At 36.8% G+C, this 17,524-nt stretch carries 18 protein-coding genes; 1 reads left to right on the top strand and 17 read right to left on the bottom strand.

Annotated elements, in window-relative coordinates; all coding sequences use genetic code 11:
* Nucleotides 1–254 precede the first annotated feature (254 nt).
* From spoIVA to prsW, 15 genes are all read right to left on the bottom strand, one after another.
* Nucleotides 255–1,733 carry a stage IV sporulation protein A gene (gene spoIVA / locus BN985_RS11405; RefSeq protein WP_042223586.1) on the bottom strand — a complete coding sequence of 493 codons (1,479 nt, stop codon included), beginning with the start codon at nt 1,731–1,733 and terminating at the stop codon, nt 255–257.
* Between the two features lie 201 nt (nt 1,734–1,934).
* A complete protein-coding gene (locus BN985_RS11400; RefSeq protein WP_042223585.1) occupies nt 1,935–2,660 on the bottom strand; it encodes a hypothetical protein in 726 nt (241 codons plus the stop codon).
* 18 nt (nt 2,661–2,678) lie between these two features.
* Nucleotides 2,679–2,876 carry a DUF2768 domain-containing protein gene (locus tag BN985_RS11395; protein WP_042223584.1) on the bottom strand — a complete coding sequence of 66 codons (198 nt, stop codon included), beginning with the start codon at nt 2,874–2,876 and terminating at the stop codon, nt 2,679–2,681.
* Nucleotides 2,877–3,245: 369 nt separating this feature from the next.
* Nucleotides 3,246–3,506: a stage VI sporulation protein F gene (locus BN985_RS11390; protein ID WP_042223583.1), complete on the bottom strand. Its 261-nt coding sequence runs from the start codon at nt 3,504–3,506 to the stop codon at nt 3,246–3,248.
* A gap of 59 nt (nt 3,507–3,565) precedes the next feature.
* Entirely contained in the window at nt 3,566–4,606 is a 1,041-nt protein-coding gene (locus tag BN985_RS11385; protein ID WP_042223582.1) for an NAD(P)H-dependent glycerol-3-phosphate dehydrogenase, read from the bottom strand.
* Nucleotides 4,607–4,619: 13 nt separating this feature from the next.
* Nucleotides 4,620–5,930 carry a ribosome biogenesis GTPase Der gene (gene der, locus BN985_RS11380; protein WP_042223581.1) on the bottom strand — a complete coding sequence of 437 codons (1,311 nt, stop codon included), beginning with the start codon at nt 5,928–5,930 and terminating at the stop codon, nt 4,620–4,622.
* Between the two features lie 84 nt (nt 5,931–6,014).
* Entirely contained in the window at nt 6,015–6,200 is a 186-nt protein-coding gene (locus BN985_RS11375; protein ID WP_042223580.1) for a capping complex subunit for YIEGIA, read from the bottom strand.
* Nucleotides 6,201–6,202: 2 nt separating this feature from the next.
* Nucleotides 6,203–7,093, bottom strand: a complete 891-nt coding sequence (locus BN985_RS11370; protein WP_042223579.1) for a YIEGIA family protein — start codon at nt 7,091–7,093, stop codon at nt 6,203–6,205.
* Nucleotides 7,090–7,689 (bottom strand): YphA family membrane protein, encoded by a 600-nt coding sequence (locus tag BN985_RS11365; RefSeq protein WP_042223578.1) that lies wholly within the window; start codon nt 7,687–7,689, stop codon nt 7,090–7,092. Before BN985_RS11365 ends, BN985_RS11370 begins: the two co-directional genes overlap by 4 nt.
* A 162-nt stretch (nt 7,690–7,851) precedes the next feature.
* Nucleotides 7,852–8,982: a 30S ribosomal protein S1 gene (gene rpsA, locus BN985_RS11360; protein ID WP_042223577.1), complete on the bottom strand. Its 1,131-nt coding sequence runs from the start codon at nt 8,980–8,982 to the stop codon at nt 7,852–7,854.
* Between the two features lie 333 nt (nt 8,983–9,315).
* Complete coding sequence (gene cmk, locus BN985_RS11355; protein ID WP_042223576.1) at nt 9,316–9,999, bottom strand: (d)CMP kinase; 684 nt, start codon at nt 9,997–9,999, stop codon at nt 9,316–9,318.
* 178 nt (nt 10,000–10,177) lie between these two features.
* Nucleotides 10,178–10,834 (bottom strand): flagellar brake protein, encoded by a 657-nt coding sequence (locus tag BN985_RS11350; protein WP_042223575.1) that lies wholly within the window; start codon nt 10,832–10,834, stop codon nt 10,178–10,180.
* Nucleotides 10,835–10,930: 96 nt separating this feature from the next.
* Complete coding sequence (ypeB, locus tag BN985_RS11345) at nt 10,931–12,274, bottom strand: germination protein YpeB (protein ID WP_042223574.1); 1,344 nt, start codon at nt 12,272–12,274, stop codon at nt 10,931–10,933.
* Nucleotides 12,275–12,289: 15 nt separating this feature from the next.
* Nucleotides 12,290–13,069 (bottom strand): spore cortex-lytic enzyme, encoded by a 780-nt coding sequence (gene sleB / locus BN985_RS11340; protein WP_232225590.1) that lies wholly within the window; start codon nt 13,067–13,069, stop codon nt 12,290–12,292.
* Between the two features lie 183 nt (nt 13,070–13,252).
* Complete coding sequence (gene prsW / locus BN985_RS11335) at nt 13,253–13,930, bottom strand: glutamic-type intramembrane protease PrsW (RefSeq protein ID WP_042223572.1); 678 nt, start codon at nt 13,928–13,930, stop codon at nt 13,253–13,255.
* 83 nt (nt 13,931–14,013) lie between these two features.
* Between prsW and BN985_RS11330 the strand changes: the two genes are divergently transcribed.
* Nucleotides 14,014–14,988 (top strand): asparaginase, encoded by a 975-nt coding sequence (locus BN985_RS11330; RefSeq protein WP_042223571.1) that lies wholly within the window; start codon nt 14,014–14,016, stop codon nt 14,986–14,988.
* A 26-nt stretch (nt 14,989–15,014) separates the two neighbouring features.
* Here BN985_RS11330 and BN985_RS11325 read toward each other — a convergent pair whose 3' ends face one another.
* Both BN985_RS11325 and BN985_RS11320 read right to left on the bottom strand, forming a co-directional pair.
* Nucleotides 15,015–15,995, bottom strand: coding sequence for a YpdA family putative bacillithiol disulfide reductase (locus BN985_RS11325; RefSeq protein WP_042223570.1), 981 nt, complete (start codon nt 15,993–15,995; stop codon nt 15,015–15,017).
* 151 nt (nt 15,996–16,146) lie between these two features.
* On the bottom strand, nt 16,147–17,427 hold the full coding sequence (locus tag BN985_RS11320) for a Glu/Leu/Phe/Val family dehydrogenase (protein ID WP_042223569.1): 1,281 nt from the start codon (nt 17,425–17,427) through the stop codon (nt 16,147–16,149).
* Nucleotides 17,428–17,524 lie beyond the last annotated feature (97 nt).

Genomic DNA, 17,524 nt, shown 5'->3' with positions numbered 1-17,524 from the left:
GAATTTCTATGTATTTATTTAATAAAAGTAAAAATCACCCAATTTATACGTGTATTCTTTACCAAATAAACCCAATTTAAACAACTTGTCTGATTTGCAGTGTAACTCTGATTTTAAAGCTTATTATACATATACGACGTATGTTTTTATTTTCCTGCTGTTACAGAAAAAATATAATGGGAGAGTTAAATTTACTGATTAACACAATCGATAAACAATTTAGATGCAAACAAAAAAGCAGCTAAATTTAGCTGCTAAAGGATAATTGCTATTAATCCACCTGAACCTTCATTAATAATTCGTTCCAGTGTATCTTTTAATTTGTATCTTGCATTTTCTGGCATGAGAGCAATTTTAGCTTGGATCCCTTCACGCACGATAGAACTTAATGATCTTCCGAAAATATCAGATTCCCAAATTGATAATGGGTCTTCTTCAAAATCTTGCATGAGGTACCGTACTAGCTCTTCACTTTGCTTTTCTGTACCTATAATCGGGGCAAACTCTGATTCTACCTCTACTTTTATCATATGAATCGATGGTGCTACTGCTTTTAAGCGAACGCCGAAGCGAGACCCTTGGCGAATAATTTCTGGCTCATCTAATATCATATCTTCTAATGACGGTGCAGCAATACCATAACCTGTCTGCTTCACCATTTTCAGTGCACCAGAAACCTGATCAAATTCTCTTTTTGCATGTGCGAAATCCTGCATTAACTGAAGGAGGTGGTCCTTACCTCGTATTTCTTCTCCTACAATTTCCTTAAGAATATCATCGTACAGGTAGTCTGGGGCATGTAAGTCAATCTCTGCGACTCCTTCACCCATCTCCATACCTGCCAGATTTGCTTTCTCAATGTACTCGAAATCTCTAAATTCCCCTACAATCTGGTCGACATCCCTTAATCGCTTTATGTTCTTTACCGTTTCTTGTATTGCTTCCTGGTAATTCTTTCTTAACCAGTGTTTCTCATTTAGTACCATTACCCAGCTAGGAAGATTTACATTTACCTCTAATACGGGAAATTCATATAGAGATTCTCTTAATACATTGTGTACATCGTGTTCTGTCATTGCTTCAACACTCATGGCCAGTACTGGTATATCATACTTTTCTGCTAGATCCTGCCTAAGCAACTCCGTTTCTTGGCTTGTTGGCTTTACAGAATTCACAAGCATAATAAATGGTTTGCCTACTTCTTTTAATTCATCGACCACTTTTGCTTCAGCATCAATATAATCACTTCTAGGTATCTCACCAATGGAGCCATCTGTAGTAACAACAACACCTATAGTTGAATGCTCCTGAATAACTTTTCTTGTACCAATCTCTGCTGCATCATGGAATGGTATCGGATCTTCATACCAAGGTGTGTTAATCATTCTTGGGCCATCTTCATCCTCATACCCTTTTGCACCCTCTACCGCATAACCTACACAATCAACTAGTCTAACATTGACATCAAGTCCTTCTTCCACATTAAGCTTTACAGCTTGATTTGGAATGAATTTAGGCTCTGTCGTCATAATTGTTTTACCTGCTGCGCTTTGCGGTAGCTCATCAAGCGCTCTAGCACGGTCTGTTTCTTCCTCAATACTAGGTAATACAACCAGCTCCATAAACTTTTTAATAAATGTTGATTTTCCTGTACGGACAGCACCTACAACACCGAGGTAAATATCTCCATTTGTCCGTTTTGAAATATCTTTAAAAATATCAACTCTTTCCAAAAGATCCCCTCCCGATCTTCTTGCATTTAATTACGTACAGACAACGATTAATTGACATTACAAGTCTATGATGTTGTCCTATCAAATTATGACTTAAATATGTGTAAAAGAATTATTATTCATTCCCTTCGCTTCAAGTATATGTCGGTATACAAATAAACCCTTGTAACAATATATGTTACAAGGGCATGTTTATGATATTTATTTGTCATTCATAAATACTGGTTCACCTGAACGGACAGTATAAGGGAGAGAATAGGCTGGAGCAAAGGGCGTGTTCTCTGCTAGCAGGAAACGAATGTCATCTCCCTCCTCATATGAGTGTTCATAGTCATCTAATGCTCTAAGAAGATCAATCCGATAATCGACATAGAGCTGTCCATTAACATCCATAATGATAGGAAGATTTTCCTGTGAATATGGGCTAACAACGTGTGGCGGGTTTTCATACCCCAACTTTTCATAATCAATTGTGTATATCCCATCTTCTATTTCTTCTTTAAATGGTGGATAGATATGTTCATTTCTATATATATCTAATTTCACATTAATACTTCTAATTTGCTCCGTAATCCGCAAATCAATCAGTTTTACTCTCGGGTCCTCATCAGGAGTAATTAATGTATATTGGTATAGACCACCATTTTCATAAGCAGTAGCTGGTATTTCCTGTAGAATACCATTTTCCTTTAATAAAGAAAAATCCACCAAATATTTTTGAAATATTGGTATATCATTATCTTTTGTCTTTATAGGTACCAGACCCTGTTTCATTTCCCGATACTCTTCCACTGCGCTTTGAACCATTTCCAATTGTGCTTCATTAGGGGGTTGGTTCTTCGCTAGTTCTCCTTGGGGATATAAGCAACCGCTTAACACGGCAAGTACACTAACCATTGTAAAAACTAGTATGTAGTTATGTTTCATTATGAACCTCCCTATGTGCTATCCTGTTGGCCCACTAAATACAATATAAAAAATGATAAGGGCACCTAAAACTAAAAATATGTATGCAAGAAACGACACAATAACTGCAAAAACACCTCTAAGCTTATAGCGACTAAGAAGAATTAGCCCAATAGCTAGAAATAAAAATATCATTCCAACGAATGATATATACATCTTAAGCATTGACGTAGACATCTTTTTCACTCCTGTATGCTTTCTCTTATCAAACCATGTACCCCATATTATATCACAGAGGGATCAAACGAGGGATAGAAAAGCGTTTTTCAAAAATTTTTGAATTTAGAAGAGCGAAGAACGTCTGTATGGTGGAAAACTGAATAGATGTAATCCGTATTGGTGGATATTTCGACATAACCCGTTTTTTTGGCCCACTTAGAGATTGAAGCTTATAACTTTAAGAACATAATAAAAAGCCGGGATAAAGAGGGCTAGCCTTATCCCGGATTGACTAAATAATGTCCGCTACAGCTCTATTGTGAATGCTTGTGCGATTTAGTGTATGCAGTTATAAGCATTACGGTATCCTCAATTGCCTATACTTCACTACTTTTTAAATAATTTGTTTAATGATTGCATATCCATTGGGACATTGTTCTTTGTAATGGTTTCAACTATTTTATCTTCTTTTTCCTTTGGTATTGACTTATTAGCCAACTTGGCCAAATGACGAACCAACTTTCTTACTGTTTGCTCATCAGAAAAATCAGCATTTTTTACAGCATCTGCAACTTTATATACATCATCTGGATTTACATTGGCATTTTTCTGTATTTTATCAAAAAGACCTTTTTGAAAATTATTCACCTATACTCCTCCTTGCATGTTTTATTCAACATAGTATATGCAAAGAGGCGTAATCCGTGTTATTGGCTATATCGCTCATTTAAGAGAGAAGCAAGGTCGTCCATTTCTTCTCGCTTCGTTCTACTCATTAGTTGCTCAACAACCTTTTTGGGATCTTGTTCTTCGAATAAGATCTGGTAAATACCCTTTGTAATCGGCATTTCTACATTTTGCTCTTCAGCAAATTGATAGGCAGCCTTAACGGTTCTAACCCCTTCAACTGCCATCCCCATTTTCTCGAGTACATCTTCAAGCTTATAACCTTTCCCTAAGAGGTTTCCAGCACGCCAGTTTCTACTATGAACACTTGTACACGTTACAATTAGGTCTCCTACACCAGGTAAGCCTAGAAAACTTAAAGGATTAGCACCAAGTGAGGTGCCCAATCTGGCAATTTCAGCTAACCCTCTCGTAATAAGGGCAGCCTTGGCATTATCTCCATATCCAAGTCCGTCAGAGATCCCCGCACCTAATGCAATGATATTTTTTAAAGCGCCACCCAATTCAATCCCAAGTATGTCTGGGCTCGTATACACACGAAAAGCATCATTTATAAATAAATCCTGTGCATATGAGGCATTCTTAGCGTTATTTGAAGAAACTGTTACGGTAGTTGGTTGTCTTAATGCTACTTCCTCAGCATGACTTGGCCCAGATAGCACAACAATTTCCTCTTCCGAATATTGCTCCATTTCCTCACTAATTAACTGTGAAACTCTCTTAAGCGTTACAGGTTCTATCCCCTTTGTTGCGTGAATAATAGTTACTTTTTGTTTTAAAGCCGTCTGTAGTTGCTTACACACTTCACGAATTGCTTTAGTAGGCACCACGATAATAATTGTAGCTACCCCTTCAACAGCTTCGTTTAAGTTATTGTATGCTCTAATTTTTTTAGGGATTTCTACCTCTTTTAGATATTTTTCGTTCCGCTTTTCTTTGTTTATTGCTTCTGCCTGCTCAAGTCGGTGCGTCCATAAGCGTACCTCATGACCATTATCTGCAAGAACAATACTTAGGGCTGTTCCCCAGCTCCCTGCTCCAATAACTGCTACTTTCTCCATAAATCGTTCCTCCTTATTGTCTTCTCCTAGCAAACAGTTTTATAGGTGTGCCTACAAAACCAAAGGCATCTCGAATCTTGTTTTCAAGAAAACGTTCATAGGAAAAGTGCATTAATTCGGGTTCATTAACAAATACTACAAAACTTGGTGGTTTGACGGCAACTTGTGTTGCATAAAGTACCTTAAGTCTCTTTCCTTTCAAGGTAGGTGTAGGGTTCATTGCAATAGCATCCATAATAACGTCATTTAAGACATTTGTTGGGACCCGTTTTGCGTGGTTCTCACTTGCTAATTTCACAGCAGGTAAAAGGGTGTGTAATCGTTTTTTAGTCTTTGCGGATAAAAAGACTACTGGTGCATAATCCAAATACTGAAAATGCGCTCTGACATTTGTTTCAAATTCCTTCATAGCTTTCTCATTTGATTCCACGGTATCCCATTTATTCACTACAATGACAATAGCTCTTCCTGCCTCATGCGCATAACCCGCAATCTTCTTGTCTTGCTCTCTAATGCCTGTTTCAGCATCAATTAATACAAGCACCACGTCTGAGCGTTCAATTGCTTTTAGTGCACGTAAAACGCTGTATTTTTCCGTCGTTTCATACACTTTCCCTCTTTTTCGCATACCAGCAGTATCAATGATAACGTAATCTTGTTCATCTCGAGTCAAAGTAGTATCAATCGCATCTCTTGTGGTACCTTCTATTTCGCTCACTATAACGCGTTCTTCATTTAACATAGAATTGACTAGGGAAGACTTCCCAACATTTGGCCGTCCAATTAAACTGAAATAAATCGTTTCTTCATCATAAACTTCCTCAGATCGTTGAGGGAAATGGCCCACCACAGCGTCTAATAAGTCTCCTAAACCTAATCCATGAGATCCTGATATAGGAAACGGCTCTCCAAACCCTAAGGAATAGTATTCATAAATGGACTCACGCATTTCTGGATTATCAATTTTGTTTATACCAAGTACTACTGGCTTATTAGATTTAAATAATAGCTTAGCTACCTCTTCGTCAGCTGCTGTTATACCCTCTCGTCCATTTAAAAGAAAGATAATCACATCAGCTTCATTAATTGCAATCTCTGCCTGCTGTCTCATCTGAACAAGGAGTGGTTCATCCCCAATCTCAATCCCACCAGTATCGATTAGATTAAATTTAGAAGTGAGCCATTCAGCTTCTGCATAAATACGGTCTCGTGTAACGCCGGGTATATCTTCTACAATAGAAATTCTTTCCCCGACTAGTCTATTAAATATTGTCGACTTTCCGACATTTGGTCTACCTACAATTGCTACAACAGATTTCCTCATGAAAGGAGCATCCTCTCTCTTTACTTTCTTATTTTCTAACATTTATTCATTCTAGCAAAAGTAGCACATATTAACAATTTATTTTTAATGTTTTACGATAATATACATCTCATTGGAGAGGGAATGGGCTATCCCATCTGTTATCGCTTCTAGGTTTGCAGCCACCTTTGCAGACTCATCTGCATCGTTACAATAAAAAATAGGCGCTCCACCGCCAACTTTTGTTTTATTTGTTGTCACAACGGCAAGAATTGCTTTTTCAATCATCATACCTAATGTTTCTCCTTACTATGGGATTTTGATTCTGAAGGCATTCGGATAGCATTTTCCAATACCGGTACAGCCCCAATTACTTCAATTGCTTTTTGTTTTTCTCGTAATTGTGGAAGGATAAACACACCTATACGACCATCATCTAAATCTCTTTTAATTAATGGTGTCAAAGCCGGCGTGCCAGAATCCCTGACAACACCTAGTGAAACAGAAACGTCATGAAGAATCGCCTGTCGCTGACCTAAATTTCCAATTGTTGTAATGACATTCATGTTTTTTGGTGTAAGCACAAATCCCATCCCATATTTCATAATTTCTTTTTGTCTTTCCGGTAGCCCAATGTTCATAATATAAATATTATCGACATAAAGACCTGCTCCCTCGAAATGAAGTTCATGATAATCGATATTGACAATATCCTTGATGGTGGAACCACTCATTAGTGCTTTATTTACAATTAAGCAAATGATTGCACCAGCTAAAGCAATGTAAATATTTAATACAATATACAAGAGTGTGCCAATAAATGCCGTTACAATAACAAGATAGTTCCTACTTTCAAATGAAATTGCTATACCCTCGATATATGTTTTCCCACGGGGCACCAATTCAAACTCATCTACCTCACTAAGTGTGTTACGCTCCATATTTCTAACTTCCCTAAATTGGGTCGCCGCTACAGTTAGAAATGTTACAGCGGTGAATTCCATTTCCATAATAGCTGGTACCGCTACTGCGCCAAGCGCGGCTGCGATAAACCCCAGTGACAGATGAATTACTTTTCCATGTAAATAAGTGGGGTATTGTCGATAATCGGTTCGTAACATAAGCATACGCGCAATCGTACCCACTATCACTCCAAAGATAATGGGGTATGTATATTCATTCATTTTGCTACCTCCAAGTCTATAGGTAAATCATGATTTTTCACTTTCTTCACTCTACTTTTACGTATTATGTCTAAAAATACGATAATTACAATTGTCATCATAATATTACCTAAAAAAGGAAGTTCTCCAACTCCTCTTGTCATACCATAAGAAAATAAATAGAAGCTGAAAACATATTCACCCATAGTTGCGCCCAAGAGAATAACACAAATACGACTCTTGAGCTCGTTGACAAGTATAAGTGCGGTCAAACCTAGAAGAAGTGGTATTAACAATTCTCTGGGCAGAAAAAGCCACACGGGAGCTACTATTTCCCAAAAAAGTATGGAAGTATAGCCAAGTATTATGGTAACGGTACATACTGTTAAGTAAATTTGACGTTGAAGGTTCAGAAGAAGAATAATGGAACCAAGCATTATAGGAAATGTGGAGGCATTAATTTGTGTTAAACCGATGTGGATATTAGTATTTGATAAAATCATAAGACTCATAAGCCATATTGTATATAGGTCTCTTTCTCTTCCGTAACTCATAAAAAAGGTTGTCAAGATCCACAGCATCCAACCAATCCAATAAAAGTAAACTTCATTAATCATTTATCTTCACCTACCCTTAACATTATGGATACTTTAAAGGGCCGTTATACAAAAATTAATGAAGATTAGAGCGGTTGAGAAGTGAAACTTAAGAAAGATTACATTTAAAACAAAAAGAAAGACGTCTTCCAATTTGGAAGACGTCTGCTTTTTTAAGATAAATTATTTATATTTATTTAATTTGTCTCCAATGAAATCACCTAATTGGAAACCAGATTGTTCATCATCTTTTTCATATTGCTTATATTCTTTTTCAGCTTGTTCCTGTTCAAGCTCTTTAATACTCAATGAAATACGCTCTTCATTTTCATTTACGTCAAGAATTTTAACATTAACCTTTTGGCCCACTTCAAGTACTTCTTGTGGAGTGCCGATGTGTCGGTTGGCAATTTGAGAGATATGCACAAGGCCTTCTACACCTGGCTCAATTTCAACAAATGCACCGAAGTTAACAAGTCGCTGAACTGTCCCCTCTACAGTATCTCCTGCAGAGAATCTATTTTCAATATCTGACCACGGACCAGGTATTGTATTTTTATGAGATAGGGAAATTCGCTCATTATCCATATCCACAGAAAGTACTTCTACTTTTAGTTTGTCACCTTCCGTTACTACATCTGAAGCTTTCTCAACATGTTTGTGAGCCAACTGAGAAATGTGAACAAGACCATCTACTCCACCGAGATCAACAAATACACCAAAGTTAGTAATACGCTGAACTGTACCGTCAAGTACCTGGCCAGCTTCTAAAGACTGAAGCAATTCTCCTTTTTTAGCTTTCGCTTCATCCTCCGATACCGCACGATGAGATAGAATAATACGGTTTTGATCTTTATCCAATTCAGCAATTTTAACAGTAAGCATTTTATTTTTATATTCAGAGAAATCTTCCACAAAATAGGTTTCGACTAATGATGCAGGTATAAATCCTCTAACCCCTACATCTACAACCAGTCCACCTTTAACAACTTCTTTTACTTCCGTTTCAAAAATTTCACCGCTATTGTATTTTTCTTCAAGTTCTACCCATGCTTGATCAGCATCAATAGCTTTTTTAGATAGGACTACTTCATCGTCATCTATTTTTTTAACTTTTAGTGTGAGTTCGTCTCCTTCATTTACGACATCACTAGCTTGTTCCACATGTAAGCTAGATAGCTCACCAATCGGTACAATGCCTTCTGTTTTGTAACCAATGTCCACAAGTACTTGTTTCTCCTCAACCTTGATTACCTTTCCAGTAATGGTAGTACCTACTTGTAATTCTGGTAATTCATTGTTTTGTTCTGTCATATCCTAGCCCTCCTAAGTACAAATCAAAGCCACGCATTAAACGTCACATTTAACTCTATCTAATAAAATTTAGAATTAAATAGAAACTTCCTTTTCTATAACTTCTAATAATTATAATTATTTGTCAAGTAATGTTGTTTGATTCTGATAATTTCTTTCTTATTCCCACTATGACTAAGTCAATTAAAAAAATTTGAACACTACAATACAAAATTCCTTGTAGAATGTTACGCAGTAATGTTTGAGTAATAATAAATTCCCTATTTTTACAATTTTTAAACCAACTTTAGTCTTCGTACACGCTTCAATTTATTTAATTTATGCAACTGAAACTTAGGAATGTTGAAGAACCTCATATGCCTCATTTAATATTTTTTCAGCTACTTGGTTAATCGTTAGAGATGTGGTATCTATTTCCACTGCATTATCAGCTTTAATTAGTGGGGCTGCTTCTCTTTGTGAATCAATCATATCTCTTTGTTCAATCTCTTGTTTTAATTCTTCGAGGTTCACTTTGTAGCCTTTTTTAGTATTTTCTTCAAAGCGTCTTTTTGCCCGTTCTTCGACAGAGGCAACGAGAAAAACCTTTACTTCAGCATTAGGAAGTACGTGGGTTCCTATATCTCGGCCATCCATCACCACACTCGAGTGTGAAGCAAGTGCTTGCTGACGAGCTACCATTTCACTACGAATTGCTGGGTGCATCGCAACATAGGATACGTTGTTAGTAACTTCCTGGGAGCGAATTGCTTCCGTAACATCCTTCATATCAAGCATAACTAGTTGCCCTCTTGCGCTTTGTTTTAATTTAATTGTTGTGTTTGCAAGCAAGGCGACCAAAAGGTCTTCGTTTTGTAAATCAACCTGATTATTAATCGCTTTTAATGTTAATGCTCTATACATCGCCCCAGTATCAATGTATATACAGCTAAGTTTTTCTGCAACAATCTTTGCTACAGTACTTTTTCCTGCTGCTGCAGGACCATCAATAGCGATGGCTATCATTTCATTTTTCATTTAGAAAGTTCATTCCTCTCAAATCTCATTCGTCTATCAGCGTGCCTTATAGGGCCCAACGTATGTAATTTCTATCTGATAGAGATAAAGCACCGGCAAAAGCCAAGCACTTCACTATTCTTTATAAATCATAACATATCATCAAAATATAGGTCTAATTGAATTTAGTAATTGACCATTAAACGGAGAGTTCCTTTTTTCGAGATTCCCTTTGTTTTTCAAAGGTAAACCTGATTATTTTGTGTTGATCTTCTTTTAGTAGATTTATGAATTTCAGTGAGGCTGTACGGACTAACGACTCTTGTTCTTTTACGAATACCAATTCGGCTTTTGTATTAATATAGAAATACTCTCCTGATTGCATATCTAATGTTAGCCATAGATCAAGAGGTTCATTTTCAACAATCTTTTTACCATGTGGAACGATAACAGAAAGCCCGCCCCCGCTTATATCTGTGCTCACTGTAACAATAGGTGGAAAAGCACCGTCCTTAAAATGGACGGCTACATCTATTGATGCAGCAACCCTAACAAATTCTCTTCTTTGAATTCGTTTAAGGTCATCCCCAGGGAGTTTAATGGCTAATCCAGGAATTGTTAGTTTTACCTTGGCAACAATTTCCGTCTTAAATCCGTACAGATTCTGTTCCTCATCCATAAAGGATGCTTGTAACGCTGTTCCTTTAGGTATAAAAGTCGTCTTTTTTGTATTTTCATGTATAGGATAATCTATAAATAAATAATGTTCGCTTTTTTCGATTATTTTGCACCGAAAGGTTTCATTTTTCTTACCGGCTTTTTTCAATTCTAAAGTAAGTACACTTCCGATCTTCATTAATATCCCCCCATACTGGTAAAATATCACTACACTAATTCGATATACCTATTATCACAGAAAAAGGTAAAAAGAGAAAGACTAATGTCTTTCTCTTTAGCTGTTCATAGCATAATTGGCTTCTGCTCCATCCAGCTTTTCTACCTTCTCTTCTCGCCCGTCCATTGCATTAATAAAGATACGGTATGTTTCGTTCCCCATTACACCTAGAAATTCATAGGTTAAGACTTCTTCTCCAAGGTCATTGTCAATAACCGCTAAGAAAGATTCTTGAATTTCAACATTTTGGTTTACCGCTTGCTTCGCTTCATCTTCTGTTAAAGTAGGGCTTGGTATATCTCTTTCCGTATGGTTCATCAAATAATTTCTCGCTGTGAAACCAAGTATGTCTCCCGTGTCCAAGGCAACTTTTATTTCTAAAGCATCAGAATAAACTCTTACTCCATCCTGGCTGTATAAAAAAGAATAAACACCTATATTGTCATATTGGCTACTCTGAAAAAGATCCATGTCTTTAAAATCGTATTCAGCCAAATAGTTCTGTGCTTTTTCCATACCTTCATTAAGACTTATCTGTTTATCTTTGATAGGTCGCTTTACAAGCACTGTGATTGGATGTCCGCCCTGCTCAGTTATATCCATATACGCGCTTTTACGGTCATCCTTATAGGAGATGCTGTACGTCGGGACATCTGCCCCATCTCCACTTCTGGTCACATTAAGTTTATTTGCATCCTTTACATCAAGGATTTTTTTACCTTTCTCTAGAACCTCTTCCTCGGAAATTTTATTTCCAGTAATCCCCTTGTAGGTATGTTCTTGTGAAGATGTTCCAATGATTGGAGAGTCTACATTGCTTTCAGAATAGCCCTCTACTGTCTTTTCTACTGTTTTAAACCCATCAACTATCGTGTTATCCACCTGTTCTTCTCCGTTTGCTAGGGCAAGCTGTACATCCATCCATCGTAAATTGTTATCAAGAACTACATGTTGCACTTGTCGTAGTTCTTCTTTGATATCTCCTGATTGCTTATATAACGCTTCAAAAGAATTTGTTTCTTTATCAGAGAGTGGTTCATCATCTAAATTTCGTACTGCAGTTCGGTAGGTGAAATCACCTATATTTGATAAAAATTCCTCTGTTTTATTAAATGGCAAAAGTCCTAGAGGTAGTTGTCCTACATTAGATAGCGCCTCAGAAGTTAATCGCCAGATATCTACCATTTGTGGAGACAGTCTTTGACCTGAGTTCATTGCTAAAGCAGCCCCTATTTTGTCATGCAATAAATCTACGTGATAGGAAAGCTCATGAAAGGATCTTTGATACGTATTTTCAGCTTGTATCAATACAGCATTTTTTTCCTGATGTTCTTGGTAGCCCCAAAAAGCAGTTCCAGTTATACCAATTGCCAAAACTGCAATTATGATCCATCTAATCATTGCCATCACACCTTTCTATTTACAGTATATATGTTTTCCGATTTTTTTAATCTGTGGCCTTGTCCATATCCAGCTCGATGTAGCAGTATCTGGGTTAAAGTAATAAAGTGCATTTCCGGTTGGGTCCCATCCGTTTATTGCATCTAGAACAGCTTCCCTCGCCGTCTCATTTGGGGTCAACCAAATTTGTCCATCGGCTACAGCTGTAAAGGCTCTTGGTTCAAATATCACGCCAGATGCATTGTTTGGGAATGTAGGGCTTTCTACTCTGTTTAAAATAACAGCTGCAACTGCTACTTGACCAACATATGGTTCCCCTCTAGCTTCGCCATATACAGCGTTAGCCATGAGTTGAATGTCATTTTGTGAATAGCCTTGAGGTACGTTAACTGAAGTAGAAGCATTATCCTCAGTAGCACTTCCCCCTCCTCCTTGATCAGATTGATTTTTATTATCTGTCCCGCCATAATGGGTAAATTTATTTCCTTGATTAATTTGTTCTTTTACATATTGCTCATCATAATTACTTGCTTGAACTAATTTTTCCTTCGTCGACTGGCCAGCTATACCATCTATTTCCATACCAAACTCATATTGAAAGTTTCTTAACCCCCAATAAGTTCCCCAGCCAAAGACACCATCAATCTTTCCATTATAAAATCCTAGATATTGTAACCTAGACTGTAATTCAATCACATCCTCTCCAACAGCCCCCTGCTGAATAACTTGAGAGCTAAAAGCCTGTGAGCTTTCCGGGTTAGATGCTTGAAGCGTAATACATAAAATAGGTATCATAATAAAGAATAGGAACTTTTTATACTTCATATGGTATCCTCCTGATTATTTCATAGTGTTGTAAGCCTATTTTCTGAAGAAATCTGCTTTTTATTCACCATGATTCTTATACCTATAAGATTTAGGTTATAAGGAGTAGAATGAAATACAAAAAATCCCCTGTCATTTTACAGACAGAGGATGTTAAGCTCCTTGCTTCTTCTTCTGAAATATTGTAAGTGGTGTAGCTTCACTGGCTATCTTTACACGTCGTAACCCATTGATCCATAATAGAATCATGAAAGGTATCAAGAAGAGAATCCAATTAGTAGGAACAATTTTTAAGATATAATTATATGTTCCATGGAGAAGAAACGGTATAATAAATGCCATTACAATATTACGTTTTTTATGCTGCTTGTTTATTTTTGCCTTACCGAAATAGTAGCCCATTATTACACCTATTAGGGCATGGGAAGAAACAGGAAAAATAGCTCGGCTGAATGCATACTCTATTCCGTTTGTAAGCAAGTACAATACATTTTCCACTGTTGCAAACCCTAGACTAATTGCTACAGCGTAAACAATACCATCGTAATGAGCGTCAAATTCTGAATGGTGGTAGATTGTGTAGATAAATAAAAACCATTTAAAAAACTCTTCTGTTAAAGAGATATACAGAAAGGATTCAACAAAATAATTATTTGTAAAACCTTCTGTAGTAAGAATGTATTGAATGAACATAATCGGAAAAACAAGTAAACATCCAATAATAAATGTTCTGATCAGCAATGGAAGGGGTTCAGAATAACGGTCTTTCAAATAAAAGAAGGACATAAGTGCAACTGCTGGTGCAATTCCTGCTGATAAGATAGCAAACATCAAAAGACCCCTTTCCGATTTTTCTACCATTATGTTATCACTAAAGAAGGATAAAGAAAACAACATTTATAAGGGAGATTATTATGAAAAAGAAAATTTTAATTATACATACAGGTGGCACAATATCAATGGTCGAGAACAAAAGTACAGGAGAAGTCACAACAGCTACAAAGCATCCATTATCCGAACTAACCTATTATTTTAATCCGTATGCTGATGTGGAGGAAATGATCGAGTTCTCTCTTCCTTCACCTCATATTGAACCTAAGCACATGTTACAGCTTGCAACTCGGATAAAAAAAGAGCTCCCATCATACGAAGGGATTGTTGTGACACACGGTACAGATACATTGGAGGAAACAGCTTATTTTCTCGATCTTATTATAAAAACCGACAAACCAATCATTTTGACAGGTGCTATGCGATCAAGTAATGAGATAGGTTCTGACGCGTTATATAATTTAATAAGCTCCATTCGCGTAGCTAGTGATGATAATGCAACAAAAAAGGGAGTGCTTGTAGTAATGAACGATGAGGTACATACAGCTAGAAATGTAACAAAAACTTCTACAAGTAATATTGCTACCTTTCAAAGCCCGCAATTTGGCCCCCTTGGTATTGTTACGAAAGATTCAATTATTTTTCATCATACCATTACATCACGATATTGTTATAATGTAGATGCTATTGATAAACGTGTCTTTTTATTAAAAGCATATGCAGGAATGGATAGTGGCTTGTTAGAGGCAGTGTTAAAAGCACAGCCGGATGGACTAGTGATCGAAGGACTCGGTCAAGGAAACCTACCTAAGGAATTAGTACCTTCACTAAAAAGAATTATTAATTCACAACTACCCATTGTACTTGTATCAAGATGCTTTCAAGGAATTGTTCAACCAACATATGGATATGAAGGTGGAGGAAGAAATCTAAAAGAGTTAGGAATCATTTTTTCCAATGGCTTAACAGGTCCAAAGGCTCGAATAAAACTACAGATCGCATTGGCACAGACTAAGGATTTAACTATGCTCAAAGAAATATTTGAACAAGAAAATTAGTGTAAGAAAGAAGAGTAGCTCTTAAGCTACTCTTCTTTACCCTTAATAATGGAAGCAATGGCTTCTCCATGAAAACGTCCATTTTCAATGAAAATTTTGTTATTATTATAGCCTGCTGCTACAACACCAGCTATAAATAAGTTGTCTATATTTGTTTCATAGCTTTCTTCGTTATAGATAGGCGCTCCATTTACTGCATCCACATCAATTCCAGTGTCTTTAATAAAATCTAGATCTGGTTTGTATCCGGTCATTGCAAATACAAAGTCATTTTTAATTGTTTTTTTCTGTTCTCCAACCCGATAATGGAAATTTTCTTCCGTTATTTCAACTATCTCCGCGTTAAATTCCATTTTAACAATGTCTTTTCTTACCAATGCATCAAATTCGGGAAGAATCCATGGTTTAATACTTTTGGAGTATTCTGCACCTCTGTATAAGACAGTTACATTCGCCCCTGCTTTATGAAGTTCTAGTGTTGCATCGACAGCGGAGTTTTTACCCCCTATAACTACTACATTCTTATTAAAATAAGGATGTCCTTCTTTAAAATAATGAGACACTTTATTTAATTCTTCACCTGGAACATTCATATAATTAGGTTGATCATAGTAACCTGTCGCGATAATAACATACTCAGCAGAATAGTTATGGTTTTGACCATTCATTGTATCAGTGGACAAGTGGAATATGCCATCTCGCTTTACGATTTCTGTCACTTTTTCAAAGGAATTTATACGTAATTGCTCGCGCTTTGCCACGGCCCTATAGTATGCCAGTGCTTCATTTCGAACAGGCTTTTGTCTTTCAGTGATGAAAGGGATATTTCCTATCTCTAGTTTATCACTTGAGCTAAAAAATGTTTGATGTGTAGGATATTGATGTATCGTGTTAACTATATTTCCTTTTTCAATTATTAATGGGGTGAGCCCAAGTTTTTTCATTTCGAGAGCACAGGACATGCCACATGGTCCTCCGCCCACAATGATTATTTTTTCATGTTGCACAATATGCACTTCCTTTTGGAGAATCTATCTAATTGTCTTCTTTGCAAACTTTTTAAAATGAGAAACAGCGTAAAAAAACTCTTATCTAATAATACAGGATAAGAGTTTTTTTGTCATACTTTTGTTTTCTTGATCGGCCAATGAAAATTAATTAAACCCAACCACGGAATCTTGATGCTTCTGCCATTTTTCTAACACCAACCATATATGCAGCAAGACGCATATCGACCCTTCTAGTCTCTGCTGTATTGTATATGGAATTAAATCCTTTAATCATAATCTCGTGTAGCTTTTTATCGATTTCTTCTTCAGTCCAATAATATCCTTGATTATTTTGTACCCATTCAAAATAAGAAACAGTCACACCACCAGCAGAGGCAAGTACATCAGGAACAAGTAAAATACCACGTTCACTCAGGATTTTTGTTGCTCCCATCGTTGTTGGACCGTTTGCGGCCTCAACAACTATACTTGCTTTAATTTTATCTGCGTTCTGTTCGGTTATCTGATTTTCAACAGCAGCTGGTACCAGAATATCACAATCTAACTCTAATAATTCTTGGTTGGAAATTGTATTATTGAAAAGCTTTGTTACAGAACCAAAGCTGTCTCTTCTGTCAAGCAAATAATCGATATCTAATCCATCTGGGTCATGTAAACCACCATATGCATCAGATATTCCGACAACTTTCGCTCCTGCATCGTTAAGGAATTTTGCCAAAAAGCTTCCAGCGTTACCAAACCCTTGGACAACAACTCGAGAGCCTTCTACCTCAATACCTTTCTTTTTAGCTGCTTCATTAATACAAATTGTAACCCCTTTGGCTGTAGCAGATTCTCTTCCATGAGAACCACCAAGTACGATAGGTTTACCAGTAATGAAACCAGGATTATTAAATTCATCTATACGACTGTACTCATCCATCATCCATGCCATGATTTGTGAGTTTGTAAAAACATCTGGTGCGGGAATGTCTTTGGTCGGCCCCACAATTTGACTAATAGCACGTACATAGCCCCTACTGACTCCCTCTAGTTCTCTAAAGGACATTTCACGGGGATCACAAACGATACCACCTTTTCCGCCGCCATATGGAAGATCCACTATCCCTGCTTTCAAACTCATCCAAATAGAGAGTGCTTTCACTTCTATTTCGGAAACATTAGGGTGAAATCTTACCCCACCTTTTGTAGGGCCAACTGCATCATTATGCTGTGCACGGTATCCTGTGAAAATCTTTATAGAACCATCATCCATTCGTACTGGGATTCGAACCGTCATCATACGTATAGGTTCTTTTAGAAGTTCAAAAACTTCATCAGGGTAACCCAACTTTTCCAATGCAGTTTTTACAACAGTCTGTGTGGATTTTAATACATCCGGCTTTTTATTACTTTCTCTGGTAGAATCTGCTGCGTTATCGGCTACCATGAATTTACCTCCTATAATATCTGTAAATAGTTTATAATAGCTGTACTCAAAAATTAGTATACACGTTCATAGTAAATATGCAATAAAATATACTAAT

The organism is Oceanobacillus manasiensis (assembly GCF_000724085.1).
Taxonomy (GTDB): Bacteria; Bacillota; Bacilli; order Bacillales; family Amphibacillaceae; genus Oceanobacillus_B; species Oceanobacillus_B manasiensis.
This window is presented reverse-complemented; position numbering and strand designations above follow the sequence as displayed.